Raw genomic sequence first — 26,712 nt, 5'->3', positions numbered from 1 at the left:
GTGCAGCAAAAAAAGCAAGCTGTTTAGCAGGTGACAAGGTGTGGTATAATAAATTATAGAATTATATGCACCACAGAAATGTCGGAGTTTTATTCCACAAAAGAAAGGATCAGGATACCATGTGTCCCCGAAGGATACTTCCCCAAAGGACGATTTGGAAACGATTTGATCTGTCTTATACTTAGCTTTTCCGCGGAGTAACGTCAAGTTGCGAAAGCCAACTCTGCGGAAGAGGGGATTGTACATGCGAAGGACCAAGTCCTCCAGGCACATCTTACCAGGTTGCTTCCGTAAGAGTGGGTTCATCCACATCAAACTTACGAGAAACCGAGGGAGCCTGTATGAGGAAAACTTACGAATCTATCGTGAACAATGGAGCACTGAGACAGATTGCTGTCATGTTGCTCGGAACATGCATTTTAGCTTTTACGTACTATCACATTAATGCCCAGAATCATTTATCAGAGGGCGGATTTGCAGGCTTAGCTTTGCTGGGTCATTATGCGTTTGGCATATCTCCAGCATGGAGTATGCTGATGCTTGATGTTCCCGTCATATTGCTAGCATGGGTACTGAAGGGCAAAAGATTTATGATGCTAGCATTAATCGGAGCCGTCGCCTTTTCACTGTTTTATGCAGGATTTGAGAAATATTCGACTCTGGTTATAGACCTGCATGGAAATCTGCTAATAGCAGCTCTACTTTGTGGGGTGCTCACAGGTTTAGGAGCCGGAATCGTACTGCGATTCGGTGGAGCAACCGGGGGCGATGATATTTTGTCTCTGCTAATCAGCGAGTGGCGCGGATGGAAAATCGGCAATGTGTTTATCGTCAGTGACATCATCGTACTGGGATTATCGCTGTTGTATCTGCCTGTGAAGGAAACAATGTTTACAATACTGGCTGTGTGGCTTGCCGGAAAAATAATTACATGGACGACCACGTTCCAATTGCACCGACCTGTGAAAAAGGTACTGCCAGCGGCTATTCCCGCTAAAAAGGTAGTTGCCAAAACAGTGCCGGTCGTCCACAGCCTTCGTCAATAAGGAAAGGGTGTTACGTCAGGAGAGAAATCTTCTTACGTGACACCCTTTCGCTGTATTTAGCTTCATCAGAAAGGCTTTAAAGTAGAATGGATACGTCCGTTTTGTTCATGAATATTTGCAGAAATCTATTGCTATTCTACAAATCTTTGAGCTTCGTCCACCGATTCATTTTTGTATTTAAAGGTTGACATGGGCTGTTCGTCTCTCTCTTCATTGATTGCTCGGCGATTCTCGTGCGGCTGGATGATTATCGTTCCATTCCTCAGCTTGTGCAGTGGCAATCGCAATCGCACGCCCTTCTTCATAGCCTTCGCGGAGTAGAGCGTTAGCGATATCAACGGCTTTTTCTCGTACACGGGGTTCTAGATTTTTCATGGATGGCGGGTAATCATGTTTGTTCCAAGGCATGGTTGCACACTCCTTTTTAGCAGATGATGTATTATGTATTACCCGTTGTCGGCTTAGACTAACAAAAATTAGAGTAATGAATATATTGTAAAATTTATCTTAAGAAAAAGCGTATAATGGTGAGCAGAATACCAGAAAAAGGAGTGAAACATTTGCTTGCCTGGGGTTTCGTTTTTTTACTAACCATCATCATTCATACTACCGATAGCTTGTCCTATGCTCTTCGGCTTGGTGGTTTGCGAGCACGTCGGATTGGATTGGCATTAACCGTGGCCGGAATGCTGCTGTTGGTTTCACGTACCTCCAATATGGCACAGGGACCTTTACTTGGAGGGATGGTCGATCAGGCTAAAGAGGCAGCACAATTGGGCGGAACGGATATGAGACTGGAACTGTATATGCACGGGGTACTGCTGGCCGCCACCGTTGGGACTATGCTTGCTATATTACTGTATCCAACAGTAGTACGCATGTCAGCCAGATGGATTGTACATTTGGAGCATACTGGATCTATCCCGGCTTTAATACGTCATTTAATGAGGCGAAATCGCTGGAAGCATGCAGGCTACTACATAAAGCGCCCTAGCTGGTCCATGTTTACCTCCCTAATCAGTGGAGTGATCCCCAAGCGTCTAATTATTTTAAATATTGCCGTTACCGCAATTTATACAACCGGAGTGGTATCTGCCTTGTATGCGTCATTCCTATGGCCCGCTCAAGGTACGGCAATGTCAATGTCGTCAGGCTTAATCAATGGTGTCGCGACGGTATTGTTGACCTTGTTAATTGATCCAAGATTGGCGGTGTTGTCAGAAAAAACCCTACGAGGGGAGCTGCCCCTAATCCGAATGAACAGCGTGTACGGATGGATGATCATCTCGCGTTTGGCAGGAACTTTATTAGCTCAGCTATTGCTGGTACCGCTAGCCATTTGGCTTGGGTGGGTGATGAGCTAGATCAGTAGATGCGCTACCATATCAAAAAAAGGCTGACCCGTGATCATCGAATACAGATAGATTCCGGGTCAGCCTCGTTATTTTTACGGCTACTTACTTTTCAAATAATGACTTATAGGCTCCATATCCTTCACGCTCCAAGTCTTCCTGAGGCACAAAGCGGAGCGCGGCAGAATTGATGCAATAACGCAAACCCTCTGGACCTGGACCATCATCGAATACGTGCCCTAAATGGGAATCTGCTTCGCGACTTCGGACCTCGGTACGAATCATGAAATGGCTGAGATCGGTCTTTTCTTTGACATTGTAACTGCGCAACGGACGGGTAAAGCTAGGCCAGCCGCAACCCGCATCATATTTGTCCAGTGAACTAAACAAAGGTTCTCCTGATACGATATCCACGTAAATGCCTTCAGCTTCATGATCCCAAAACTCATTTTGAAATGGGCGCTCGGTTGCGTTTTTTTGTGTTACTTCGTATTGAATAGGCGTCAGCCGGTCTTTAAGATCGGATTTATCAATCTTGGCAGACCAATTTTGCTCAATAAAATCTTCACGTCCTGAGCCTTTGCGATAGCGTTTGTAGTGAGCGGGGTTCTTCTTATGATAGTCCTGATGATACTCTTCTGCTTCATAAAAAGTTGCCGCAGGCAGGATAGATGTAGCAATGGGCTTGTCAAAACGGCCACTTTGAGCGAGAGCTTCTTTGGAAGCCTCTGCCTTGATCCGTTGTTCATCATTATGATAGAAAATAGCCGTTTGGTAGGATGAACCTCTATCGTGGAACTGTCCACCTTCATCCGTTGGATCAATCTGTTGCCAAAATAGCTCCAACAGTTTTTCATATGGGAACACTTGAGGGTCGAATGTAATTTGTACGGCTTCCACATGTCCCGTTGTTTCAGAGCATACCTCTTCATAGGTAGGATTTTCGGTATGTCCCCCTGTATATCCAGATCTAACCTTCAAAATACCGGGCATTTCCTCAAAAGGGGAGACCATGCACCAGAAGCAGCCACCCGCAAAAGTTGCTTTTTCTACCGTATTTGGATTGTTGGTGCTCATATTTTATCACTCCAATCTGAGAATGTTTAATTAGTTGTTATTTAAATAGCTTACAATTAAATTATATACGGGATTTTTGCAAAATCCAACGAAACACCAGAAAGTACTCAGTTGCGTAGCTGTAGTGTGTCCCAAAAACTGCAATGAAACATTCTACAGAAGCGGCACAAACTCATTAGTGTTATATTTTGTTGACGCGCCTAACTCTTTTTCTGTAAAGTACAAACCCTCCACCTACCAGTGCAGTATATAGCAGCAAAATAAGCAAACCCGTGATTGGGTGTTCCGCAAAGGTACCGCCTGCATAAGCATACACTGCAATTGCGGGAAGTTTGCCGATCGCTGTACCTAGCATAAAGCTCCAAAATGGAAACCCTGCTACTCCGGCATATACATTTACAGCTGCCTGAGGAATGACTGGAATCAGGCGAGCCAGTAGCACAGCAGTAAAAGGATCTTTCTCCATGACCTGATTGAAGCGCTCCAGTGCGGGAACACGCTCCAAATATGCACGTCCTTTGTCACGGAACAGGGTACGTACAGCACTGTAAACGACCAACGCAGCCAAAGTAGTGCCAAGCCAGCAAATCAAAGCACCTTGCCAGGCTCCTGCTGCATAAGCAATGGAAGCGATAATCAGCTTGTAAGGGATAAACGGAATTAACGCGAATAAAAATGCGAGCAATAGCAGAACCGGAAAGGAGGTTTGCTTGTTTGCCCAGGCGAGCCAATCATATCTGTAGATAAACGCGATGCAGAGCAGCGAAACATAAGCCGCGGGGAGTAACCATTTTTTCATTTATATACCTCTTTCAATATCCCTGTTCGGCTTATTGCTTATACAGAAAAAAATAGGGTTCACATTCCCAAAAATGTATGCTATACTGCCACTAACAGAATAGTTCCCAAAGGGGAGTAGCTCAGCGAGTAAAGTCGTCATTACGGGATTCTTAATCCCCGGCTTTATTGGCAACGTAATGTTGTAAGCGAGACCTTTGCCAGGATTTTAGGAATCCGGGTAAATGGTCTTTTTTTGATGCCAAAATTGGGTCAAGCGCCGTTTCCGGATTCCGCGAAATGGCGCTTTTTTAGTATAAAGCGCTGAACTATGTACAGTATAACAAATAAACAAAGAAGGTGGGAGAAACGTATGGATTTTTTGTCAATTGAGTTTTTAACCGCATTATTGTCCATTATTATTATTGATCTGGTGCTAGCTGGTGACAATGCGATCGTAATCGGCTTGGCGGCGCGGAATGTTGATAAGGCCAATCAAAAGAAGGTCATTATCTGGGGAACGGTCGGAGCAGTCATCATTCGTGTGATTGCTACAGTGCTGGTCACATACTTACTGCAAATATATGGATTGCGTTTGGTTGGGGGTCTGGCCCTTATCTATATCGCCTATAAGTTGTTGGTCGAAGAGAAAAAACATGAAATTTCAGCTACAAATCAGATGTGGGCAGCGATTCGTACCATTATTATTGCGGATACAATGATGGGACTCGATAATGTGCTTGCTGTTGCGGGAGCCGCTCATGGAAATATGCTACTGGTTATTCTAGGTCTGGCAATCTCCGTTCCGATCATGGTGTGGGGAAGCACGATTATTCTGAAATTGACAGAACGTTACCCAGTAGTGATCACGATTGGAGCCGCAGTATTAGCGTATACCGCTGCTAAAATGGTGGTGGCCGAGCCATTAATTGCACACTGGTTCGCAAATGGAGTCGTTAAATACGGTTTTGAAGCCTTGATTGTAGTTCTGGTTGTAGCCATCGGGATGCGTGTTAAAAAAGTAAAAAGTGAGAAAACAAAAAAAGAAGCGTTGCACGCATAAGCTAACTTATATTGAAGTAATCTGGCTGAGCTGGATACTCAAGTCTTAGAGGCTGTTCCTCAGATCCATCTGGATCAGGAGCAGTCTCTTTTCTTTGCTTGTCAGCGGACTTCCATGTAAACTAGACAACAGATGAAATGAGTGATTAGAGGTGGAACGATATGGACAAGCAAATCAAGACAAGAGTAGCTATTGCAGGATTAGGTGGAATCGCTCGTAAAGTGTATCTGCCGTTACTGGCTGCACACCAAGGCGTAGACATTGTAGGAGTGATGAACCGTTCACAGGAGCCGGTCAGTTCTACTATGGAGCAGTATAGACTACCAAGAGGAACGACGGACGTGAAGGAAATGCTGGCATGGGAGCCGGAAGCTGTATTTATACATGCGGCCACCGAAGCTCATTTTGACCTAGTTATGGCGTGTATTGAAAAAGGGATAGCGGTGTACGTAGATAAACCATTGTCCTATGATGTTCGTCAGAATTTGGAAATGACTGCTTTCGCGGAAGCACAGGCTGTACTGCTGGCGGTAGGTTTTAATCGACGTTTTGCTCCGCACTATGTGGCTGCAAAAGCTTGGCTAGAGGAAGTGGGCGGTTTCAGTCAATGTGCGGCGATTAAACACCGAACTGGATATGATCGTAGACCGGCGACACAGACGGTTTATGATGATTTAATTCATATGCTTGATTTGCTACTGTGGCTGGGTGGCGATAATTATGAGCTACTACATAGTAGTCTGGATACAACAAGTGAAGGGTATATGGACGCTGCGTTCGGGACTTTGCGTTTGGGGAATGCTGCCGGTACATACAGTATGAGCAGACAGGCAGGAGCTGACATAGAGAAGCTGGAGCTTCACGGGGCAGGACGGTCTGTTGAAGTCACGAATATGGAACAGGCTATTTTCATGCAAAAAAATAATTTATCACGAACGCAAACTTTTGGAAGCTGGGAGACAATATTGGAAAGACGGGGATTCACCGGGGTGGTGAATCATTTTCTGGAGCATATTCATCGTCCGGAGGAGTGTGCTATACAAGCTGGAAAAGTGTTGGAAAGCCATATGCTAGCGGAAGAACTGATTAGTGGTTTGAGTGATTAATATCGAACCATGATGATCCAGACATCAAGAATTAGGTTGAAGGAGAAATGTATCAATGGAAGAAAACAACCGCGGTAAACAGGTAGAAGAAGCCATCATTGAAAATTATAAGCAAGAAGAAGATATGATGATCCTTGTGTTTGCTCAATGGTGCATCAATAACGACTTGGAGCCAGAGGAATTATATCGTGCAGCGTATCCGCAGCAGGATAGCAACGAGCGTCTGCTGCGAATACGCAAGCTGACTGTATCGCGCGAAGAAGCAGGTGATATTCCGCTGGATACGGTATTAGGGGTGCTGTCCATGTTCGGAAATGAGGACTTGGCGATGGTCGTATCCGAGGCGGCCGCCCAGCTCCCGTCGGAACGGAAATAAGTCCACCTATAATAAAGCATCTGGCAAAGTCATTCGTGGCATCGTGGAAATAAACTGTTTTTACTGAGGATATTGTTGATCGGGGAGGGTAAGCTGACGATGGAAGATATACCTGTGCCAAGTACTTGTAAAGGCTGTGAAAGAGATATCGCTTTATCGGAAGAGCAAATTACCAGAATTCTTAACAATATGAGACCCAAAATGGATTGTGTAAACGATGAAGTATACAAAGCCAGACTGTTGGCCTGTGCACAATGCGATGAGTTAATGTCCGGTCACACATGTGGCATTAGTGGAAGTATTGTTCGTATACGTGCCTTGGCAGTAACTCAAAATTGTCCCAGCTACCATGGTTCACGTTGGCAAGGATCAGCTTGAAAAATGCAAAGCCCAGACTCAATTAAATCTGAGATTACAGGCTAAAGTAGTCATCCCCTGGTCTGCCTTAATGGCAGACCTTTTTGGTTTGCTTGGACTTTGTTGTTAGCAATTGACAAATTGTAGACAATAAAATATATTAAACACGTAAAATGTTTTTGTTTAATTATTAATATTTATATTAATAAAAGGATTGTTAGGTGTGACAATGTGTAATATTAGAGTTCGAAAAGAGAACGGTAGTGTGAGTGCAATTTATGCGATTATGAAAGCGTAATCATTTTTGTGATGCTTCAACAATTTTAATGTTTGGGAGGTTTTGTGGTGAAGGGTTCTATTATTGTAAATACCGATTGGGAACAGGGCGTTATTAATAAAAATATTTATGGGCAATTTGCCGAGCATCTTGGACGATGCATTTATGAAGGTTTATGGGTGGGACAGGACTCTCCAATCCCTAACACTGACGGAATTCGAAATGATGTGGTGGAAGCGCTCAAACAGCTGAACATTCCTGTGCTGCGTTGGCCAGGGGGCTGTTTTGCCGATGAATATCATTGGAAAGATGGGATCGGACCGAAAGAAAACCGCAAAAGAATGGTAAATACGCACTGGGGCGGTGTGGTTGAAAATAACCATTTTGGTACACATGAGTTTTTCCAATTGTGTGAGCTATTGAATGCAGAGCCGTATATCTGTGGGAATGTAGGCAGTGGTACAGTGCAGGAAATGTCGGAGTGGGTAGAGTACATGACCTTTGACGGGGAGTCCCCTATGGCTGCATGGCGTCAGGAAAACGGTCGTGAGAAACCATGGAAGCTCAAATATTTTGGAGTTGGTAACGAAAACTGGGGTTGTGGCGGTAACATGCGCCCGGAATATTATGCTGACCTGTATCGCCGCTATCAGACATATGTCCGTAATTATGGAGAGAATCGCATTTATCGAATAGCTGGTGGGGCGAATGTGGATGATTATCGTTGGACCGAAGTACTGATGCGCGAAGCCGGGCACCTTATGGACGGTTTGAGTCTACACCACTACACAATACCGGGGAGTTGGGAAGGGAAACGACACGCAGTCGGTTTTGATGAAGCAGAATGGTTTGAGACGATGAAAAAATCATTGCACATGGATGAATTGATTACTCGCCACTCTGCCATTATGGACCAATATGATCCTGACAAACGGGTTGGGCTGATCGTCGATGAATGGGGAACTTGGTTCCTGACCGAACCAGGTACCAATCCTGGCTTCCTGTATCAGCAAAATACGATGCGGGATGCGCTGGTAGCCGGACTACACCTGCACATATTCCATAATCATCATGATCGTGTGCAGATGACGAATATTGCTCAAATGGTCAACGTTTTGCAAGCGATGGTTCTAACTGAAGGCCCTGCTATGCTGTTGACCCCGACATACCATGTATTTGAAATGTTCAAAGTGCATCAGGATGCACAAGCACTGGCTATTCATGCGAAGGTAGGCAATTATAAGTATGATGGAGACTCCATCCCACAAGTAAGTGTGTCCGCCTCTAAGGCTCAAGATGGCTTTATTCATATAAGCTTATGCAATGTCCATCCGGGCGAATCGGCAAATTTGAGCCTTGAGCTAAGAGGGCTCGAAGAGGTTAAGAAGATTAATGGTGTTGTCTTAGCCAGTAACGATATGCAGGCACATAATACATTTGATCAGCCAGAGCGTGTGAAAAAGGAAACTTTTACATCTTATCAGCTGCAAGGTCAGCATTTGGATGTTACACTGCCACCGATGTCGGTTGTGATGCTGACAATCGCTCCTTAAAAAATTAGATTGTGGTATGTAGGCAGCACCCGTTAAATGATTTGTTAGAAAAAAGAGAGCGTTCCCCTGAACGCTCTCTTTTTTTCTACAATTGCTCGCGGTGAATCAGTCTGAATTCCTTAGGCGACATACCGAAGCGGGAACGAAACACACGGTGAAAGTATGTGTAGTTTGCAAATCCTGACGATTCTGCGGCTTGTTCCAGTGACATGGGACTGAAAATGATACGCTCCCTTGCCATGTTGAGCCTGATGTCCAGTGTGTACTGCATAATGCTCGTATCGAACGTTTCCTTAAACAGGTGTACTGCTCGGGATACGCTGATTCCGACGTGTGAAGACACGTCATCCAGCTTAAAATTAGATGATGCATTTTCTTCAATATAATTTTTTATCTGATAAGCAAGATAATTGTGATGAGTAGCAATGGGCTGCTCGGATAGTATACGGTCAAACTCCAAACATAAAATGCGTATGTAATAGCTGGATATTTCCGGGTAAGGATTAGAAATACGCCGCTGCTCCAGCACTAGCTGACGAAATAGGCCAAGCAGGGCTTCTGTGAGCTGAACCTTAATTCGGTTGGGACGTTTGTGATGATTCCACCACTCATCTACCCAGGGGCCACCGAAAAAAATGTGATAATCCCCACTTTCTACAACCTGCTCTCCCATGGGGTTCAACTCACTGTGAATATCCAGTTCATAAGGCTCGGTCGGATTGAACAGCAGCAGATCACCTGCCTCAATCCGTGTCATTTTCCCGTCAATGCGTGCTTGACAGCGTCCATCTGTTTGCAGACGGAATAAATAATTTTTGATTCCATCAGGCTGGTTCGAATAAAAGGGCTTACGGTGGAAGGAATAGCCTGCGGTAAGAACCTGGCAAGGCTCAATGATAGACATGATGATGACTCCTTTTGGGCATATGGCTGTTTCAAATATTGACCAGATTGTTCATGTTTTAATCATATTATTCATTTTAAACGAAAGCAAAATAGAATACCATGTGAACTGTAAAGCTTACATGTTAGATGAGAAAGTACATGTTAGAGGCCAAGGAGTGTGAAGACGTAAAACGAATAAGGCCGGGATTATCAGCTGTGGTAACACTAGCTCGGTATATCTTAAAATTCTCCAAACCAACCCGCCCTTTGAAGTAGTGACCTTTGGTGATCTATTGAATGGAAGGGCCAAGGAGAGGGTCGATAAATTGAGTGCTGTAAACGTATACAAAGTGGATAGATCGATGCTTCGGCCTGAGATGGAGTTTGCATTTTATCTGCCGGTACCTGGCTGCCAGGCACTGCAGATGTGCGATACCAGAGGCGGGCAAGCAGGTGTAATGGAACAGATATAATGAAAATTCATCCTAACGAAGAGGTGAAGGGGATTGACTAAAGTAGGATTACAATTATACACAGTTAGGGAAGAGCTTGAACAGGATTTTGAAGGCACATTGCGCAAGGTAGCTGAGCTGGGCTATAAAGGGGTTGAGTTTCATAGCTTCTTTGGGCGTAGTGCCAAGGATGTCAGGGCGCTTTTGGATGAACTAAATCTGGAAGTTGTCGGAACTCATATACAATACAGCCGCTTGCTGCATCATTTGGATGAGGAAATTGCATATCACATAGAATTGGGCAACAAGTACCTCATTGTTCCTTATTTAACCGAAGAAGAGCGGGAGTGGGATGACCTTTTTGTTAATCTGAATCGTATTGGTGAAAAAGTAAAGGAGCATGGGTTGATACTGGCTTATCATAATCATGATTTTGAACTAACAGAGAAAATCAATGATCGCCCGGTATTCGATGCTTTATATGATGCGGTTCCCGATGATTTGTTACAGGTCGAAATGGATACTTGTTGGGTATACTATGGGGGCTATGATCCAGTGGAATACATTGGACGATATCGTGGACGCCTGCCTATCATTCACTTAAAGGATATGGCACGCGACGAGCAGCAAAAAGCAGTTACTGTAGAGTTAGGCCAAGGAGAAGTGCAGCTTCAGACCATTACAGATGCCGCTATTGAAGCAGGTGTGGATTGGGTTGTTGTGGAACAAGATTTCAGCTCAAATCCTTCAATCGAAAGCATTGAAACCAGTATGAAGTGGCTCCAACAATACGCAGCTCAGGGAGGAAATATTCATGTCTAAAACACTCAAGATCGGGATTATCGGTTGTGGGGGCATTGCTAACGGTAAACACTTGCCGAGTCTTGCCAAGCAAAAGAGAGCAGAAATCATTGCTTTCTGTGACATTATACAGGAACGTGCTGAAGAGGCTGCTGAAAAGTATGGTGCTGAAGGATCGCAAGTTTATAGCGACTACCGTCAGCTGCTAGAAAATAAAGACATTGAAGTTGTGCATGTATGTACCCCTAACGACTCGCACTCAGAAATTACGGTAGCGGCACTTGAGGCAGGTAAGCATGTATTATGTGAAAAGCCAATGGCTAAAACTGCTGAGCAGGCACGGGAAATGCTTGATGCGGCCAACCGTACAGGCAAAAAGCTATCCATTGCCTATCAAAATCGTTATCGTGATGACAGTCTGTATCTGAAGCAATTGGTCGAGCAAGGAGAGCTTGGTGAGATTTATCTTGGTAAAGCCATTGCTCTACGCCGCCGTGCGGTTCCCACCTGGGGAGTGTTCTTGGATGAAGAGAAACAGGGTGGTGGCCCGCTGATTGATATCGGCACACATGCACTTGATTTGACACTCTGGCTGATGGATAATTACAAGCCTAAAAGTGTACTAGGTTCAACCTTCCATAAGCTGGGAGATCGAAAAAATGCAGCCAATGCTTTTGGACCGTGGAATCCTGATGAATTTAAAGTAGAGGACTCAGCTTTTGGATTCATCACCATGCAAAATGGAGCCACAATTGTATTGGAATCCAGCTGGGCATTAAATGTTGTAGAGTTTGGTGAAGCCAAGACGTTGTTATGCGGTACCGAGGGTGGAGCAGATATGCAGGATGGGTTGCGTATTAACGGAGAAAAGAACAGCCGCTTGTTTGACACGAAAATAGATCTAGATGCAGGAGGAGTGGCCTTTTACTCCGGTGAAACGGAAAATGAGGCAGACCGTGAAGCCCGTCTGTGGATTGAATCTATTCTGGACGACAAAGAACTCCTTGTGAAGCCGGAGCAGGCACTGGTGGTTACTGAAATTTTGGAAGCCATCTATGAATCGGCCCGTACAGGAAAAGCAGTTTATTTTGACTAAGCCTTGTAATGATCCCGAATAGACAATCACTATAATGAAAGCAGCTTTTTTCACATATGATACAGGGAGGGATTTCTTTTGAAACTTGGAGTATTTATGGTGTTGTTCGGTGGACGTTCATTGGAGGAGGCGCTGGATTATGTGGCTTCTCAGGGACTGGATGCTGTAGAAATCGGAACAGGTGGCAACCCGGGAGATAAGCATTGCAAGCCTGATGAGTTGCTAGAGAACGATACGGCGCTCAAAAATTTTAAAAAGGCAGTAGAATCCCGGGGATTAACGATTAGCGCGCTTAGCTGTCATGGTAATCCGCTTCATCCACAAAAGCATTTGGCACAGGCAGATCATGACACATTTCTTAAAACCGTCCGATTGGCAGAAAAGCTGGAAGTTCCTGTTGTGAACACTTTCTCAGGCTGTCCAGGTGATCACGAGGATGCGAAGTATCCAAACTGGCCTGTGGCTCCGTGGCCTAATGATTTCCAGGAAGTGCTGAAGTGGCAATGGGAGAATAAAATTATTCCTTACTGGACTGAAACGGGTAAATTTGCAGCAGATCACCATGTTAAAATAGGGCTGGAGTTACATGGGGGCTTCTCCGTTCATACACCAGCAACTTTGCTTCGTTTGCGTGAAGCGGCAGGAGAGGTCATTGGTGCTAATCTGGATCCGAGCCATATGTGGTGGCAGGGAATTGATCCCGTACAGGCGGTTCAAATTTTAGGCCGAGAGGGAGCCATTCACCATTTCCATGCCAAGGATACGACGATTGATCCGATCAATGTTAATAAATACGGACTTACCGATATGCAGGAGTATACGAATATGTTAGATCGAGCATGGCAGTTCCGTACTGTGGGCTATGGTCATGATGTAAAAACCTGGGCAGATATTATCAGTGCTCTGCGTCTGGTGGGATACGATTATGTAGTAAGTATTGAGCATGAAGACGGTCTGATGTCCGTGGAAGAAGGCTTTACTAAAGCTGTCCATAATCTTCGCCAGGTCCTGATTGAAGAACCGCTGAGCGAGATGTGGTGGGTCTAACCTAATAGGGGGAACTGTGATGATTAACGTCACCATTTGGAATGAATTTTTGAACGAAAAGTTAAATGAAGAAGCCAAACGGATTTATCCTAACGGCATACACCAAGCATTGGCTGACGGCTTGGCAGATGAAGGTTTTGCCATTCGAACAGCTACTTTGCGTGAGAATGCCGAACATGGTTTGGAAGAAGAAATCCTCAATTCCACAGATGTGCTGCTGTGGTGGGGACATAAAGCCCACGATCAGGTGAGCGATGAAGTTACAGCGCGTGTCGTCAAGCGTGTGCAGGAAGGAATGGGCCTCATCGTATTGCACTCAGGCCATTTCGCCAAGCCATTTAAAGCTCTGATGGGCACTAGTTGTGATTTAAAATGGAGAGTTGCAGGCGAGCAGGAGATTATTTGGTCAGTAAATCCGTCACATCCTATTGCGGAAGGAATAGACGGCAAAATTCTCTTAGAGCAGGAAGAGATGTATGGCGAGTTCTTTGATATTCCTGCGCCGGATGAACTAGTCTTTATCAGTAACTTTGAAGGCGGCGAAGTATTTAGGACTGGATGCACCTTCCATCGAGGCAGTGGTAAAATATTTTATTTCCGACCAGGGCATGAGACCTATCCGACGTATTACCAGCCTGATATTTTGAAGGTCATTGCTAACAGCATCCGTTGGGCTTCACCGACAAGTAATAAAAAACCAGTATATGGTAGAAGTGAACCGGTAAGGCCGCTTGGTGGAGTGTTGGTATAGTTACAATTATCACATATTGATGAATTATATAAATAACAGGTTTAAAGGCGGAACCTCTGGGGATTCCGCCTTTTTGTATTTAACGAATTAGACATATACCTGCCCATTGGTTTGTTGTATAATCAGTTTTGGTCATGGCAACTTTATCAGCACAGGTATTAAATTTAAGAAAGTGTTTTCTTTCGGGATAAAGTATGCTAAAATGATATATACTAACAAAAGGAAAGCTTTATCAAACCGAAATGCAAAAGAAGGTGAAAAATTTGGAGAGTCAACCGCAATTTACAAAAATGTGTCCGCGTTTTGAAACCGCCTTTTCATGTCTGGGTAAGCGCTGGAATGGATTGATTATTCAATCCATGATGAGCGGTCCCAAGCGGTTTAAGGATATTTCCAATCTGATTCCCACAATGAGTGACAAAATGTTATCAGAGCGGATGAAGGATCTGGAAAATGAAGGGATTCTTACACGCCATGTATATCCGGAAACTCCTGTCCGCATTGAATATGAGCTAACCACCAAAGGTCGTGCACTTCAGCCGGTTATGGAGCAGATTCAATTTTGGGCTGAGGAATGGATTAGATGATCACCAAACTCATTAAGTATTTCTCATAGCAAAACAGCCTCTTCCTAGGAAAAGGCTGTTTTTTTATTTTGAGGTAGGCAGTACGGCTTAATAGCTTTTAGCGCGCCCTGCTACTGAGAATACTCCAGCTGTTGTACGGCGAGGGATGCGGGATTGAATATCCAGTGCGGCTGAACGAAATGTGCCTAAACACGAGTGGCAAAGCCTTCCTGCATAAATGGGAGAACGGCAGGACTCGCAAGGATAATCAAGCTGACTGTATGTGGAGGGAAATTTGCCTGCTCTTACCCAATCCGTGAGCAAATCCATAGGTGTGCCAGTCACATCACTGAGTTGGCGAGTATGAGTAGAAGGATGCTTCCATAGATAGTTAGAACAGCGGTCAAAGAATATATTTTCTTCTTGAATACAAGTATTACACAGGTTTCTAAGATTTTGACGGAAAACGGAACCGCATTTTGGGCAATTCGAAGTATGTATCTCCATAGAAACCAGTCCTTTGTATCGGGATATAATAATATTTTTAAATTTATTAGTTACATATTACTATGACTTTATACCTATATCAATCTTTATTTAAAGAATTGTTGATCTTTAAGTATATGCTGGCATCTATATTGACATTACTATATTACTTATGTATTATTGCTTACATAAAGTTACTAAGTGAATAAAATAAATTGTTTGCGATAAGGGGATTTTTTAATGGTACCATCTTTATTTTTAGCCCACGGATCACCTATGCTTGCTATTGAACAGACGGACTACACTGCATTTCTAGAGCAGTTGGGGAAAAGCGTTCACCCTAAGGCGATTGTTATCTTTACAGCTCACTGGGAGACGCAAGTGTTAACGATTAGTTCAATGGATGACATATACGATACACTTTATGATTTTGGAGGCTTCCCACCCGAACTGTACGAAGTGAAGTATCCAGCACATGGTTCTATTGAACTAGCTAATAAGTTGAAAAAGTTATATGAACAAAAGGGCATCGATGTACAAACTGATCGGGTGAGGGGACTGGATCATGGTTCCTGGACATTGTTGCATCGTATGTATCCTGAGGCAGACATTCCGGTAGTTCAGATTTCCGTAAATCCGTACCTCTCGCCCAAAGCACAATTTGCCATTGGTGACGTGTTGCGTGAGTTGGGAGAACAAGATATTCTGGTCATTGGCAGTGGCGTGACTGTCCATAATCTGCGTATTGTCAAATGGGGAGAAACGAAAACGGAGCCTTGGGCAATTGATTTTGATGACTGGATTATCGAAAAAGTGCAAAGCGGAGATATAGAAGCTTTGGATCACTATGAAAGCGAAGCGCCATATGCTCGTCAGGCCGTACCTAGAGCAGAACACTTTGTACCGTTGTTTATTGCAATGGGTAGTGGCAATCCTGCAAACAAAGCTAAGGTCATCCATAGAAGCTATGAGATGGGAAATTTAAGTTATCTATGCTTTCAGTTTTAAAGCGTGTAGGGCAGAAGAAGGTCGAGTTATGTGCTTTGTTACTGTCCCGTCCGTTCTCTAAAAAATGGGGAGTGGAATAAAATTAGGGAGTGTTATAAGCTAATAATGGCTTACAGCACTCCCTTTTACATTAAAAAACAATTTATTATATCCGGCAAATCTCACGTGGGCACAATTCACAATGACATACACCTTGCAGCATTTCCAAATCCTTGACAACAATCATACCATTATCGTATTCTACTGCATTTTTCTTACGCAGATCACTGAGCATCCGATTTACGCTTTCCCGGGTAGCACCGATCATGTTTGATAAGTCAGTATGAGTAATCTTTTTATGAATCAGGATATAGTCGCCGTGAGGCTCACCATAGGTGTTGCATAGTCGGATGAGTGTGGAACATAGAGCGCCAGGCTTGCCGTACATCATCAAATCGCGGAACTTGGTCTGAGTAATGCGATGATGCGATCCCATCCATTTCATAAAGTCAATCGCAAAATCACAATGCTGGCAAATAAGCAGCTCCAAATCTGTATGATCGATTACGCCAATATCACTGTCCTCCAGAACCTCAGCAGAAAAGGAATGCTTGGTGCCGAAGAAAGGATCAGCTTGACCAACAAGATCGCCGCTTTGATACATATATAGAATAAGTTCCTTACCCTCATCCGTTGTTTTGGTTACCTTTACGCGTCCGCGCTTAATATAAAACAGCTTATCCGCTGTATCTCCTTCCCAGAACAAATGCGAGCTTTCTGGCATAACTCGATCTTTCATCATCACTTGCAACCGGTTGAAGCTGGCCTCCGAGAAGCAACAGGTGTTGCCGCGGGCTTCCATTACATTTGTAGGGTTTCTCATCGTCCATTTCCCCTTTGTATCCTATGTTTTTTATCTGCAACTTGATCAATTCAAATTCATTATATACCTGTGCAATGAGTTTTTGGGGCAAGAAGAGGGGGTAAAAGTGGCAGAATTCCAAACTTTGTGATTTAATTCACTTCATAAAATAAAATTTTAAATAGATTGTGAAAAAAATCACAAAATATCTTGAAAAGCTGTGTTACGATCAGTGCGTGAACAAGAGATAGTACACGAGATAACAGGAGGATGAGGGAAATGGCTGTTAAAAACGAGGTTATCCAAAAAGAGCAAAGCGCAGAGCAGTATATTCAAACGCTGATTGACCGGGCGAACCGGGCACAGCAAGCTTTCATGAGTATGAATCAGGAGCAGATTGACGGAATCGTACAAGCTATGGCACTCGCAGGGATGGATAAGCACATGCACCTAGCGAAGTTGGCTGTTGAAGAAACAGGACGCGGTGTGTACGAGGACAAAATCACCAAAAACATGTTTGCAACAGAATATATCTATCACAGCATCAAAAATGAGAAGACCGTTGGTGTCATTGAAGATAATGATTTCGATAGCTTCCAAAAGATTGCAGAGCCAGTCGGTATCATCATGGGGATTACTCCAGTAACAAACCCGACTTCGACTACGATGTTCAAAGCGTTAATTGCCATTAAAACACGTAACCCAATCATTTTCGGCTTCCATCCATCTGCTCAATCGTGTAGTGCGGAAGCAGCCCGCGTCTTGCTTGAAGCAGCTGTTAAACATGGTGCTCCAGCGGATTGCATCCAATGGATTGAAGCACCTTCGATGGATAAAACAAATGTACTGATGAACCACCCTGATGTGGCATTGATTTTGGCAACTGGCGGATCAGGCATGGTTAAGGCAGCTTATAGCTGTGGTAAACCTGCACTTGGCGTAGGTCCTGGTAACGTACCTTGCTTTATTGAAAAAACAGCCGATATCAAACAGGCCGTGAACGACCTTATCCTTTCTAAATCTTTTGATAACGGTATGATTTGTGCTTCGGAACAAGCCGTAATTATCGAAGAGCCTATCTTCGAGCAAGTGAAGAAATTGATGATTGCTAATGGTTGCTACTTTGTAAATAAAGAAGAAGCAGCTAAGCTCACTCAAGGGGCTATGAATGTAGAAAAATGTGCAGTGAACCCGGCCATCGTCGGACAGTCTGCTGTAAAAATAGCTGAAATGAGCGGCATTACAGTACCGGCAGGAACAAAAATTTTGGTCGCTGAAATTGAAGGAGTAGGAACCAAATTCCCATTATCTGCGGAAAAATTGAGTCCGGTATTGGCTTGCTACAAAGTGAAAAATGCAGAGCAAGGTATCCAACGTGCTGCTGAAGTTGTAGAGTTCGGCGGTATGGGTCACTCGTCAGCTATCCATTCGCAAGATGAGGACGTTATCGCTCGCTTTGCAAACCGTTTGCAAACAGGTCGTATCATTGTAAATGCACCTTCCACACATGGTGCAATCGGTGATATTTACAACACCAACCTTCCTTCGTTGACACTTGGTTGCGGTTCGTACGGTCGTAACTCGACTTCGTCGAACGTATCTGCAGTTAACTTGATTAATGTGAAAAGGGTGGCGAAACGGACGGTGAATATGCAATGGTTCAAAGTACCTTCCAAAATTTATTTTGAGAAAAATTCGACACAGTATCTTGCTAAAATGCCTGATATCACACGTGTAGCCATTATCACTGACCCTATGATGGTGAAACTCGGATATGTGGACCGCGTCATTCATTATTTGCACCAGCGCCAAACACCAGTTGCGATTGAAGTGTTCTCTGAAGTTGAGCCAGATCCATCGACAGTTACGGTAGAGCGTGGTACTGAAATGATGAGACGTTTCCAACCGGATTGCATCATCGCACTCGGCGGCGGTTCGCCAATGGATGCTGCTAAAGGCATGTGGATGTTCTATGAATATCCGGATACTGATTTCAATAACTTGAAGCAAAAATTCATGGATATTCGTAAACGGATTTACAAGTACCCACGTCTGGGTCAAAAAGCACAATTTGTAGCTATCCCTACAACCTCGGGTACAGGTTCGGAAGTCACATCGTTTGCAGTAATTACAGACAAAAACCTGGGCAACACGAAGTATCCGCTGGCTGACTATGAGTTGACTCCTGATGTGGCAATTATTGACCCTGTGTTTGTATATTCGCTGCCTAAAACAGCTGTAGCCGATACAGGTATGGACGTTCTGACACATGCTATCGAGGCTTACGTGTCTGTAATGGCCAATGATTACACAGATGGTCTGGCAATTAAAGCCATTCAACTGGTATTCCAATACCTGGAGCAATCGGCTCTGATCGGCGACAAGTTGGCTCGCGAAAAAATGCATAATGCTTCTACACTTGCAGGTATGGCGTTTGCTAATGCATTCTTGGGTATTAACCACAGTCTTGCACATAAATGGGGCGGACAATACCATACGGCGCATGGCCGCACGAATGCTATCTTGCTGCCGCACGTTATTCGCTACAATGCGAAAAAACCGACAAAATTTGCTTCGTTCCCTAAATATTCGCACTTTGTTGCAGATGAGCGCTATGCAGAAATTGCACGCATACTGGGACTGCCTGCACGTACCACTGAAGAAGGGGTTAACAGCTTAATTGACGCGATCCGTAAGTTGAACAAAACACTCGGTATCGAGGAATCGTTCCAACAACTCGGATTCGATCCAAAAGACTTTGAATCACGTGTAGATTATCTGGCTGACCGCGCTTTTGAGGATCAATGTACAACTGCAAATCCAAAGCTGCCGCTGGTTACTGAATTGGCTGATGTATACCGCAATGCCTTCTACGGACGCTTTGATCAATAATATAATAGTATGAAGAGGCTTGTAACAAAGCATTTTCCTATACAATACCAATGCAGGCTCTCTATATAGAGGGCCTCTTGGTTTGGGAAGGGAGGTGAGCGGCGAGGCTGAAGGTATAGGCGTGAAGCTAGGGAAAATAAAGTGATAAAAATCACTCATATTGTGATTTATGTCACATACTACACTCTATCATTATTCTACAATAAGAGTGTAAGAAAGGTCCCGACACTGAGCGTAAGGCATCGGTGAAAAGGCCGGGCTCAAGAAATAGTTTAAACGTGAAAAAAATCACAAGTCCGGAAGACCAAACAATTTGGAGGGATTTACATGTCGGTGATTGAGAGAGAATTACAAGAGCAACAATCTGGCTGGAGAGGTTTTAAAAAAGGAAAATGGACTAGAGAAGTTAACGTCAACGATTTTATTGAAACCAATATCTCACCTTATGTTGGCAATGAAGAATTTTTGGTTGGTCCTACCGCCAATACAACTGCATTGTGGGAAATTGTATCTGATCTTACTAAAAAAGAGTTGGCAAACGGCGGCGTGCTTGATGTAGACGTAAATACGCCATCCACCATTATTTCACATAAACCGGGCTATTTGGACCGGGACAAAGAACAAATTGTCGGTGTACAAACAGATGCTCCATTCAAACGTTCTTTGCAGCCGTTTGGTGGAATTCGGATGATGATCGACGCTTGCAAAGCCTATGGTTTTGAAGTGCCACAAAGCATTGTTGACATTTTCACTCATATTCGTAAAACACACAACCAAGGTGTATTTGACGCTTATACAGATGAAATGAGAGCAGCTCGTAAAGCTGGTATCATTACTGGTTTGCCAGATGCATACGGTCGTGGTCGTATAATCGGTGACTATCGTCGCGTAGCTCTGTATGGTGCAGACTTCTTGATCCAAGATAAAAAACTTCAATTGAAAAGCCTTGAAGTTGATTCCATGGAAGAAGACGTAATCCGTCTACGTGAAGAAATTTCTGAACAAATTCGTGCTTTGAATGAATTGAAACAAATGGCTGCTGAGCACGGTTTTGATATTTCTAAACCAGCTAACAATGCAAAAGAAGCTTTCCAATGGGTATATTTTGGATATCTCGCAGCGATTAAAGAACAAAATGGTGCAGCAATGTCCTTGGGACGTGTATCTTCATTCCTTGATATCTATACTCAACGTGATCTTGAGGAAGGTACGATGAACGAAGAACAAGCTCAGGAACTGGTCGATCATTTTGTTATGAAACTGCGTATTGTTAAGTTCCTGCGTACACCTGACTACAACGAACTGTTCAGTGGTGACCCAACTTGGGTAACAGAATCCATTGGTGGTATGTCTGTCACTGGAGAAACTCGTGTTACCAAAAACAGCTTCCGCTTCTTGCACACACTGTACAACTTAGGACCTGCTCCAGAGCCTAACTTGACTGTACTGTGGTCAGAAAAACTGCCTGAGGGCTTTAAAAAATATTGTGCAAAAGTTTCTATTGAAACTAGCTCCATTCAATATGAAAATGACGATTTGATGCGTCCAATCTACGGCGATGATTATGGTATTGCTTGTTGTGTATCCGCCATGAGAATCGGTAAACAAATGCAATTCTTTGGTGCTCGTGCCAACTTGGCAAAAGCTCTGCTGTATGCCATTAACGGCGGTAAGGATGAAAAATCCGGCGTTCAAGTAGGACCTGAGTTCCCAGCCATTACAAGCGAAGTGCTGGATTACGAAGAAGTGTTGAGCCGTTTCAAACCTATGATGGAATGGCTGGCAAAACTGTACATGAACACTTTGAATGTTATTCACTATATGCATGATAAATATAGCTACGAACGCATTGAAATGGCGTTGCATGACCGTGATATTCTGCGTACCATGGCTTGTGGTATTGCGGGTCTGTCAGTTGCTACCGACTCCTTGAGCGCCATTAAATATGCAAAAGTTAAACCAATTCGTAACGAAAAAGGAATTGCTGTTGACTTTGAAATCGAAGGCGAATACCCTTGCTACGGTAACAACGATGACCGCGTAGATACTATCGCTGTAGAACTGGTAGAAAGCTTCATGAGCATGATCCGCAAACATAAAGCTTATCGTAATGCGGTTCCTACTCAATCAGTACTGACTATTACTTCCAACGTGGTATATGGTAAGAAAACAGGTACAACACCTGATGGACGTAAAGCAGGCGAACCGTTCGCACCAGGTGCAAACCCGATGCATGGTCGTGATAAAAAAGGTGCTCTGGCATCTCTGAGTTCCGTAGCCAAATTGCCATATGAACACAGCTTAGATGGTATTTCGAATACCTTCTCTATCGTGCCTAAAGCACTGGGTAAAGAAGAAGAAACACGCAAAACAAACCTTGTTTCGATGATGGATGGCTACTTTGGAAGCCACGCACATCATCTGAATGTCAATGTGTTTGCTCGTGAACAACTATTGGATGCAATGGAACACCCAGAAAACTATCCACAACTTACGATTCGTGTTTCCGGATATGCCGTTAACTTTATCAAGCTGACTCGTGAGCAACAATTGGATGTTATTAACCGTACATTCCACGGTACAATGTAAGTAGGTTTTACGTATCAAATAATACACTGACGCACGCATAGCGGATGCGGGAAGGATGATGCAACATGTTGAAAGGTCACATACACTCATTGGAAACCTTCGGGACCGTCGATGGTCCTGGCATCCGCTTCGTGCTCTTTATGCAAGGATGCTTGTTAAAATGTCAATATTGCCATAATCCGGACACTTGGGCCTTGAATGAAGGTAACCCGATGACGTTAGAAGAAGTATTGGCTGAGATTGAGCCATATTTAGCCTATTACCGTTCTTCGGGAGGCGGATTAACCGTATCCGGTGGAGAACCGACATTGCAAGCTCATTTTGTAGCGGAGCTGTTCAAAGAAGTGAAACGTCGCTGGAATTTGCACACGACATTGGACAGTAACGGCTTTAATGATGCAGGTCGTATCCATGATCTGCTGGACGTAACGGATTTGGTACTACTAGATATTAAGCACATCGATAACGACAAGCATATTAAGCTTACAGGCAAGTCCAACGACCGTATGTTAAGTACGGCCCGATGGTTGTCTGAGCAAGGGCGCAAGATGTGGATTAGACATGTATTTGTACCGGGTATTCATGATGACGAGCAAGATCTACTAAATTTGGGACGGTTCATTGGAACGTTGAACGGAGTCGAAAAATTCGAAATTTTACCTTACCATCAAATGGGTGTTTACAAATGGGAAATGCTCGGTAAGGCGTATCCGCTGGAGGGAGTTCCGTCCCCTACAGATGAAGAAGTTCAACGCGCTTATCGACTCATTGAAGAGGGTCGTCTGGAGACTGCAGGAACGAATACTGCCTGTCGTCCATCATAATGTAAATGGATCAGAACTACTTTCAGGTTATGAAGCCGCCGCCACATCAGATCAGATGGACGGCGGCTTTTTGTTGTTGAATTTTTGCAATCACAGGAGAATGTTCCCTTTTTTTCATGATCGTCAAAATTTCCAGAAACTTTTTGACAACTGTCGCGTCTAATAGTATGACTTTTCACGGGAATGATAATAATTTGGGGATAGAAGGAGACAGACAATGAATTTCAAGAAATGGACCATGCTCACCGTCCTGGCGGTAGCTCAGGTGGCTGCAGTAGCCCCTGTAGGAGCAGAAGCAGCATCAACAACTGTTCAATCCACCGATTCGGTTAGCGCACAGCAGGCTCAGACCAATGTTGCTGATTCCGGCGTTCAGAATAGTATCGGAGATCAAGATGGAACAAGCACACAAAATAATACGGTAACACCTAATAACACAGGTGTATCCAATGATCCATTGACTGGTCTGCCTACAGATACTATTAACGGATCGAACGTAACCAATGATGTATACGGTGGAGACGGAACGATTACCAATCCTGGTGGAGCTCCAACATCCATGAATGCGAATCAACTGATTTTGTATTTGAACAGTGCTAAAATGGAACAAAACGGACAGGTATATACAGCAACTCAGCCGATGACAGTCAAAGACGGAGTTTCCTATGTAGCTATCCGTTCTCTTGTCAGTCGTGTCGGATTGCAGTTTAGCTATGACACTGCCACTAAAGAAACCGTAATCACCCAAGGAACAAATGTCCTGCGTTTCAAAACAGACAGCAAGGTTTATACGGTTAACGGTGAAGCTAGACAAATGAAGGGACCGGCTTTCCAACAAAAGAACGTATTTATGGTACCGTTGACCTCGATTACACAGGCCTTAAATATTCCTTATACTGTGAATAATACAACTAAACAAGTTATCATGGATTTGAATCAAAAACCAAAAGCTTCTTTTACGGTTCAGCAAAAAGATATCTATGCGGGCGAAACTCAAGTTACGTATTTGACTAAGGAATCTTCTCCTACAGGTCTTCCGATTGTGAACCAACGTTGGGAAGGTAAGCAGGACGTATTTCAGGAGCCGGGTACATATGTAGTTACCTATTCCGTTCTTGACTCTGCTGGGAACTGGAGTGATCCTTACTCAGTAACAATTACAGTAAGACCGCCAAACCAGCCGCCAGTGGCTCTGTTTACAACAGATAAAAAAGAGTACAAGATGGGTGAAAAAATCACCATTACCGACCTGAGTACTGACGACGAGAATGCTATCACTAAGCGTGATTGGGAGAACAAGAAACTTGCCTTCTTCCAGCCAGGTGATGTAACCATTACACTGACCGTGACTGATAAGCATGGCGCAACAGGTACCAAAAGTGAAACAATTAAAATTACGAATGAACTGCTGTACAACGAAGATGATTTCAATAAAATTTTCACGCCATATGGTGATAAATACAGTGTAGATGGCAGTCAGGTGCCTGCTATGGCTACTATTCCAGTGACAAGTACTTCTTCCCCACGTCTATTGATCCGTGCTAACAGCCCAGAGCGTGTGTTCCAGGATGGTATCGTGTATCAGGAAACAGGATCAGGCAGTACGCGTATTCTTGTCCATCATGTCAATGAAACGGGTCGAGATGTAAAGATGTACGTGATTGCGACCAACAACAATATCACGCCTACCAATATAAATGTCGAAAATTCCGGTTTTGCTGGACCATCTGAGTTTGCCACAGCTGCGGGTAAAGTTTCGATTCAAAGGTACTTTCAATCTATGTTGGATGGAAGCAAGCATTCCAGCACAGTTCTAAATCCGGGTGAGAGCCGTGTTATTTTACAAGATTTGAACGCGCAAAAAATCAAGCAAAAACAAGTTATTTCTTTGTTATCCGATCTGTACACGGATCAACCTATTCAATACACGGTAGTTGTGCTAGATGCTAATGTAGATCCGTTGACTGCGTTGCCTACTCTGGCAAAACTGCCTAAGGACGGTATTCATAACCGTGGAACGTACGCAAATTCGGATATTTCACTCAATTATACCGAAGAGGTTGGTAAAACAGCTCAACGTATCGTTCTTGGTGATAATAAGGTAGACCCGAACCTGATTGGTACCGACGGTCTGGACGGTTCTTCTGCTTCCAATGCCGGTAACTTTGGTGTTGTATATAAGGTTAAGTTGGACCATGTAGCGCCATATTCACTGATTACGTTTAACCCGCGGGGAGGCGAATATTCCGGCTATGCGATGGTTAACAATCAGGTTGTGGGTATACCGACAAATGGTTCTGTATGGGCTCCGAATGAAATGAGTGTACTGTATCGTACAGGTCATATTGAGGAAAGTGTAGAGATGTATTTCACTGCAGCTGCTGGTAGTAATCTTCCAGTTTCCGTAGTAGTTATGCCTTTACCAGCTATTAAAAATTAATTTGAAATAACCGGTGCTGTTTACCGGCTTAGACCACTTGAGTCTCATCATTCACCGTTTTAAAAGTCGACGTCACTTGCAGAATATAGGCGTTCTCCCGTTGCGAACTTGGTTGCAGCACTGGAGAACGTCTTTTTCTTATGAGTAGCACGAATATCTCTTATAATATTGACTTTAATCGTGGTATAATGAATAGATGCAAGCCTAAGCCTGCATCAGAAAACCTGAAACTATAGACAGGGGAGGGTGAAACGCATGCTGACAAAGGATGAGATTATCGCAACGATGTCCGCTCAAGGGCTGCGTATTACAGATCAGCGCAAGACGTTGGCCACGTTATTTTCCGAGAATGAAGGGTATCTGTCCCCCAAAGACGTTTATGAATATATGGGTAAGAAGTACAGCGGACTTAGCTTTGATACAGTTTATCGCAATCTGCGTGTAATGCAGGAATTGGGTGTACTGGAGCAGGTATCTTTTGAGGATGGAATGAAGTTCAAGGTGAGCTGTAATGAACATCACCACCACCACCATATGATTTGCTTGAGTTGTCAGAAAACATTGCCGATTTCTTTTTGTCCAATGCAAATGACAGATCCGACAGATCAATTCCAAATCGTCGAGCATAAGTTTGAAATTTTTGGTTATTGCAAAGACTGCCAGCAGAAGAATGGGCATACTGAAAGTAATTCGGATGGGGGTTTCAGACAGACGAGCAGTCACACTCACAGCCACGGAGGCTACTGAAATGAAAATCACCACACGTAGAGTGGTACAGGCTCCGATTCAGTTTTATCGTGCTTACATTTCACCATTAAAACCTGCTACCTGCAGGTTCTATCCGACGTGTTCGGCGTACGCGCTGGAGGCGGTAGAAGTGCATGGTGCACTCAAAGGCTCATGGCTGGCTGCAAAGCGTATAGCTAAATGCCATCCATTTCATCCCGGCGGCGTAGATTTGGTCCCTCCTGCAAAAAAGGGGGTAGATAAGTCTGACAAAGATCGTTTGGCTACCCATACCGAGAAGGGTCTGACTTGACAGCGCCGTGC

The 26,712-nt window shown here is 43.9% G+C and carries 25 protein-coding genes; 20 read left to right on the top strand and 5 right to left on the bottom strand.

What is annotated here, in order from left to right:
* Positions 1–341: 341 nt before the first annotated feature.
* Positions 342–1,046 carry a YitT family protein gene (locus PPM_RS16050; protein ID WP_013371826.1) on the top strand — a complete coding sequence of 235 codons (705 nt, stop codon included), beginning with the start codon at positions 342–344 and terminating at the stop codon, positions 1,044–1,046.
* Between the two features lie 210 nt (positions 1,047–1,256).
* Here the strand turns inward: PPM_RS16050 and PPM_RS16045 are convergent, their stop codons facing one another.
* The gene (locus tag PPM_RS16045; protein ID WP_013371825.1) at positions 1,257–1,454 is read right to left on the bottom strand and encodes a hypothetical protein; all 198 of its coding nucleotides are present in this window, start codon (positions 1,452–1,454) and stop codon (positions 1,257–1,259) included.
* Between the two features lie 152 nt (positions 1,455–1,606).
* Here PPM_RS16045 and PPM_RS16040 point away from each other — a divergent pair, with 152 nt between their 5' ends.
* On the top strand, positions 1,607–2,410 hold the full coding sequence (locus PPM_RS16040; RefSeq protein ID WP_014599999.1) for a lipid II flippase Amj family protein: 804 nt from the start codon (positions 1,607–1,609) through the stop codon (positions 2,408–2,410).
* A 93-nt stretch (positions 2,411–2,503) separates the two neighbouring features.
* Here PPM_RS16040 and msrA read toward each other — a convergent pair whose 3' ends face one another.
* Together msrA and PPM_RS16030 are read right to left on the bottom strand one after the other, a co-directional pair.
* Positions 2,504–3,475: a peptide-methionine (S)-S-oxide reductase MsrA gene (gene msrA / locus PPM_RS16035; RefSeq protein ID WP_013371823.1), complete on the bottom strand. Its 972-nt coding sequence runs from the start codon at positions 3,473–3,475 to the stop codon at positions 2,504–2,506.
* Between the two features lie 181 nt (positions 3,476–3,656).
* A complete protein-coding gene (locus PPM_RS16030; RefSeq protein ID WP_013371822.1) occupies positions 3,657–4,274 on the bottom strand; it encodes a TVP38/TMEM64 family protein in 618 nt (205 codons plus the stop codon).
* Between the two features lie 351 nt (positions 4,275–4,625).
* Here PPM_RS16030 and PPM_RS16025 point away from each other — a divergent pair, with 351 nt between their 5' ends.
* The 5 genes from PPM_RS16025 (at position 4,626) to PPM_RS16005 (ending at position 8,984) form a co-directional block, all read left to right on the top strand.
* Entirely contained in the window at positions 4,626–5,315 is a 690-nt protein-coding gene (locus tag PPM_RS16025) for a TerC family protein (protein ID WP_013371821.1), read from the top strand.
* A 161-nt stretch (positions 5,316–5,476) separates the two neighbouring features.
* Positions 5,477–6,421, top strand: a complete 945-nt coding sequence (locus tag PPM_RS16020; protein ID WP_013371820.1) for a Gfo/Idh/MocA family protein — start codon at positions 5,477–5,479, stop codon at positions 6,419–6,421.
* A gap of 55 nt (positions 6,422–6,476) precedes the next feature.
* Positions 6,477–6,797 carry a hypothetical protein gene (locus tag PPM_RS16015; protein ID WP_013371819.1) on the top strand — a complete coding sequence of 107 codons (321 nt, stop codon included), beginning with the start codon at positions 6,477–6,479 and terminating at the stop codon, positions 6,795–6,797.
* Positions 6,798–6,896: 99 nt separating this feature from the next.
* A complete protein-coding gene (locus PPM_RS30525; RefSeq protein ID WP_013371818.1) occupies positions 6,897–7,175 on the top strand; it encodes a hypothetical protein in 279 nt (92 codons plus the stop codon).
* Between the two features lie 324 nt (positions 7,176–7,499).
* Complete coding sequence (locus tag PPM_RS16005) at positions 7,500–8,984, top strand: alpha-N-arabinofuranosidase (protein ID WP_014599997.1); 1,485 nt, start codon at positions 7,500–7,502, stop codon at positions 8,982–8,984.
* Positions 8,985–9,069: 85 nt separating this feature from the next.
* On the opposite strand, the gene PPM_RS16000 is transcribed toward PPM_RS16005, so the two are convergent.
* A complete protein-coding gene (locus PPM_RS16000; protein ID WP_013371816.1) occupies positions 9,070–9,888 on the bottom strand; it encodes an AraC family transcriptional regulator in 819 nt (272 codons plus the stop codon).
* Positions 9,889–10,195: 307 nt separating this feature from the next.
* Between PPM_RS16000 and PPM_RS30170 the strand changes: the two genes are divergently transcribed.
* The 7 genes from PPM_RS30170 to PPM_RS15970 all read left to right on the top strand — a co-directional run bounded on the left by PPM_RS30170 (position 10,196) and on the right by PPM_RS15970 (position 16,076).
* Positions 10,196–10,342 (top strand): hypothetical protein, encoded by a 147-nt coding sequence (locus PPM_RS30170; RefSeq protein WP_228392863.1) that lies wholly within the window; start codon positions 10,196–10,198, stop codon positions 10,340–10,342.
* Positions 10,343–10,375: 33 nt separating this feature from the next.
* A complete protein-coding gene (locus tag PPM_RS15995; RefSeq protein WP_013371814.1) occupies positions 10,376–11,143 on the top strand; it encodes a sugar phosphate isomerase/epimerase family protein in 768 nt (255 codons plus the stop codon).
* Positions 11,136–12,218: a Gfo/Idh/MocA family protein gene (locus PPM_RS15990; protein ID WP_013371813.1), complete on the top strand. Its 1,083-nt coding sequence runs from the start codon at positions 11,136–11,138 to the stop codon at positions 12,216–12,218. Before PPM_RS15995 ends, PPM_RS15990 begins: the two co-directional genes overlap by 8 nt.
* Before the next feature lie 78 nt (positions 12,219–12,296).
* Entirely contained in the window at positions 12,297–13,265 is a 969-nt protein-coding gene (locus PPM_RS15985; protein WP_013371812.1) for a sugar phosphate isomerase/epimerase family protein, read from the top strand.
* Between the two features lie 19 nt (positions 13,266–13,284).
* The gene (locus PPM_RS15980; protein WP_013371811.1) at positions 13,285–14,016 is read left to right on the top strand and encodes a ThuA domain-containing protein; all 732 of its coding nucleotides are present in this window, start codon (positions 13,285–13,287) and stop codon (positions 14,014–14,016) included.
* A 242-nt stretch (positions 14,017–14,258) separates the two neighbouring features.
* Positions 14,259–14,603, top strand: a complete 345-nt coding sequence (locus tag PPM_RS15975; RefSeq protein WP_013371810.1) for a winged helix-turn-helix transcriptional regulator — start codon at positions 14,259–14,261, stop codon at positions 14,601–14,603.
* Positions 14,604–15,308: 705 nt separating this feature from the next.
* On the top strand, positions 15,309–16,076 hold the full coding sequence (locus PPM_RS15970) for a DODA-type extradiol aromatic ring-opening family dioxygenase (RefSeq protein ID WP_013371808.1): 768 nt from the start codon (positions 15,309–15,311) through the stop codon (positions 16,074–16,076).
* 145 nt (positions 16,077–16,221) lie between these two features.
* Here PPM_RS15970 and PPM_RS15965 read toward each other — a convergent pair whose 3' ends face one another.
* Positions 16,222–16,938: a Crp/Fnr family transcriptional regulator gene (locus PPM_RS15965; protein WP_014599995.1), complete on the bottom strand. Its 717-nt coding sequence runs from the start codon at positions 16,936–16,938 to the stop codon at positions 16,222–16,224.
* A gap of 258 nt (positions 16,939–17,196) precedes the next feature.
* Here PPM_RS15965 and adhE point away from each other — a divergent pair, with 258 nt between their 5' ends.
* The 6 genes from adhE to yidD all read left to right on the top strand — a co-directional run bounded on the left by adhE (position 17,197) and on the right by yidD (position 26,701).
* Entirely contained in the window at positions 17,197–19,809 is a 2,613-nt protein-coding gene (gene adhE / locus PPM_RS15960) for a bifunctional acetaldehyde-CoA/alcohol dehydrogenase (RefSeq protein WP_013371805.1), read from the top strand.
* Positions 19,810–20,136: 327 nt separating this feature from the next.
* Positions 20,137–22,398, top strand: a complete 2,262-nt coding sequence (gene pflB / locus PPM_RS15955) for a formate C-acetyltransferase (protein ID WP_013371804.1) — start codon at positions 20,137–20,139, stop codon at positions 22,396–22,398.
* A 65-nt stretch (positions 22,399–22,463) separates the two neighbouring features.
* Positions 22,464–23,222: a pyruvate formate-lyase-activating protein gene (gene pflA / locus PPM_RS15950; RefSeq protein ID WP_013371803.1), complete on the top strand. Its 759-nt coding sequence runs from the start codon at positions 22,464–22,466 to the stop codon at positions 23,220–23,222.
* A gap of 217 nt (positions 23,223–23,439) precedes the next feature.
* On the top strand, positions 23,440–25,662 hold the full coding sequence (locus tag PPM_RS15945) for a copper amine oxidase N-terminal domain-containing protein (RefSeq protein WP_013371802.1): 2,223 nt from the start codon (positions 23,440–23,442) through the stop codon (positions 25,660–25,662).
* 255 nt (positions 25,663–25,917) lie between these two features.
* Positions 25,918–26,409: a Fur family transcriptional regulator gene (locus tag PPM_RS15940; RefSeq protein ID WP_013371801.1), complete on the top strand. Its 492-nt coding sequence runs from the start codon at positions 25,918–25,920 to the stop codon at positions 26,407–26,409.
* Between the two features lies 1 nt (position 26,410).
* On the top strand, positions 26,411–26,701 hold the full coding sequence (gene yidD, locus PPM_RS15935; RefSeq protein ID WP_013371800.1) for a membrane protein insertion efficiency factor YidD: 291 nt from the start codon (positions 26,411–26,413) through the stop codon (positions 26,699–26,701).
* Positions 26,702–26,712 lie beyond the last annotated feature (11 nt).

It is taken from the genome of Paenibacillus polymyxa M1 (assembly GCF_000237325.1).
GTDB classification, from domain to species: Bacteria; Bacillota; Bacilli; order Paenibacillales; family Paenibacillaceae; genus Paenibacillus; species Paenibacillus polymyxa_C.
This window is presented reverse-complemented; position numbering and strand designations above follow the sequence as displayed.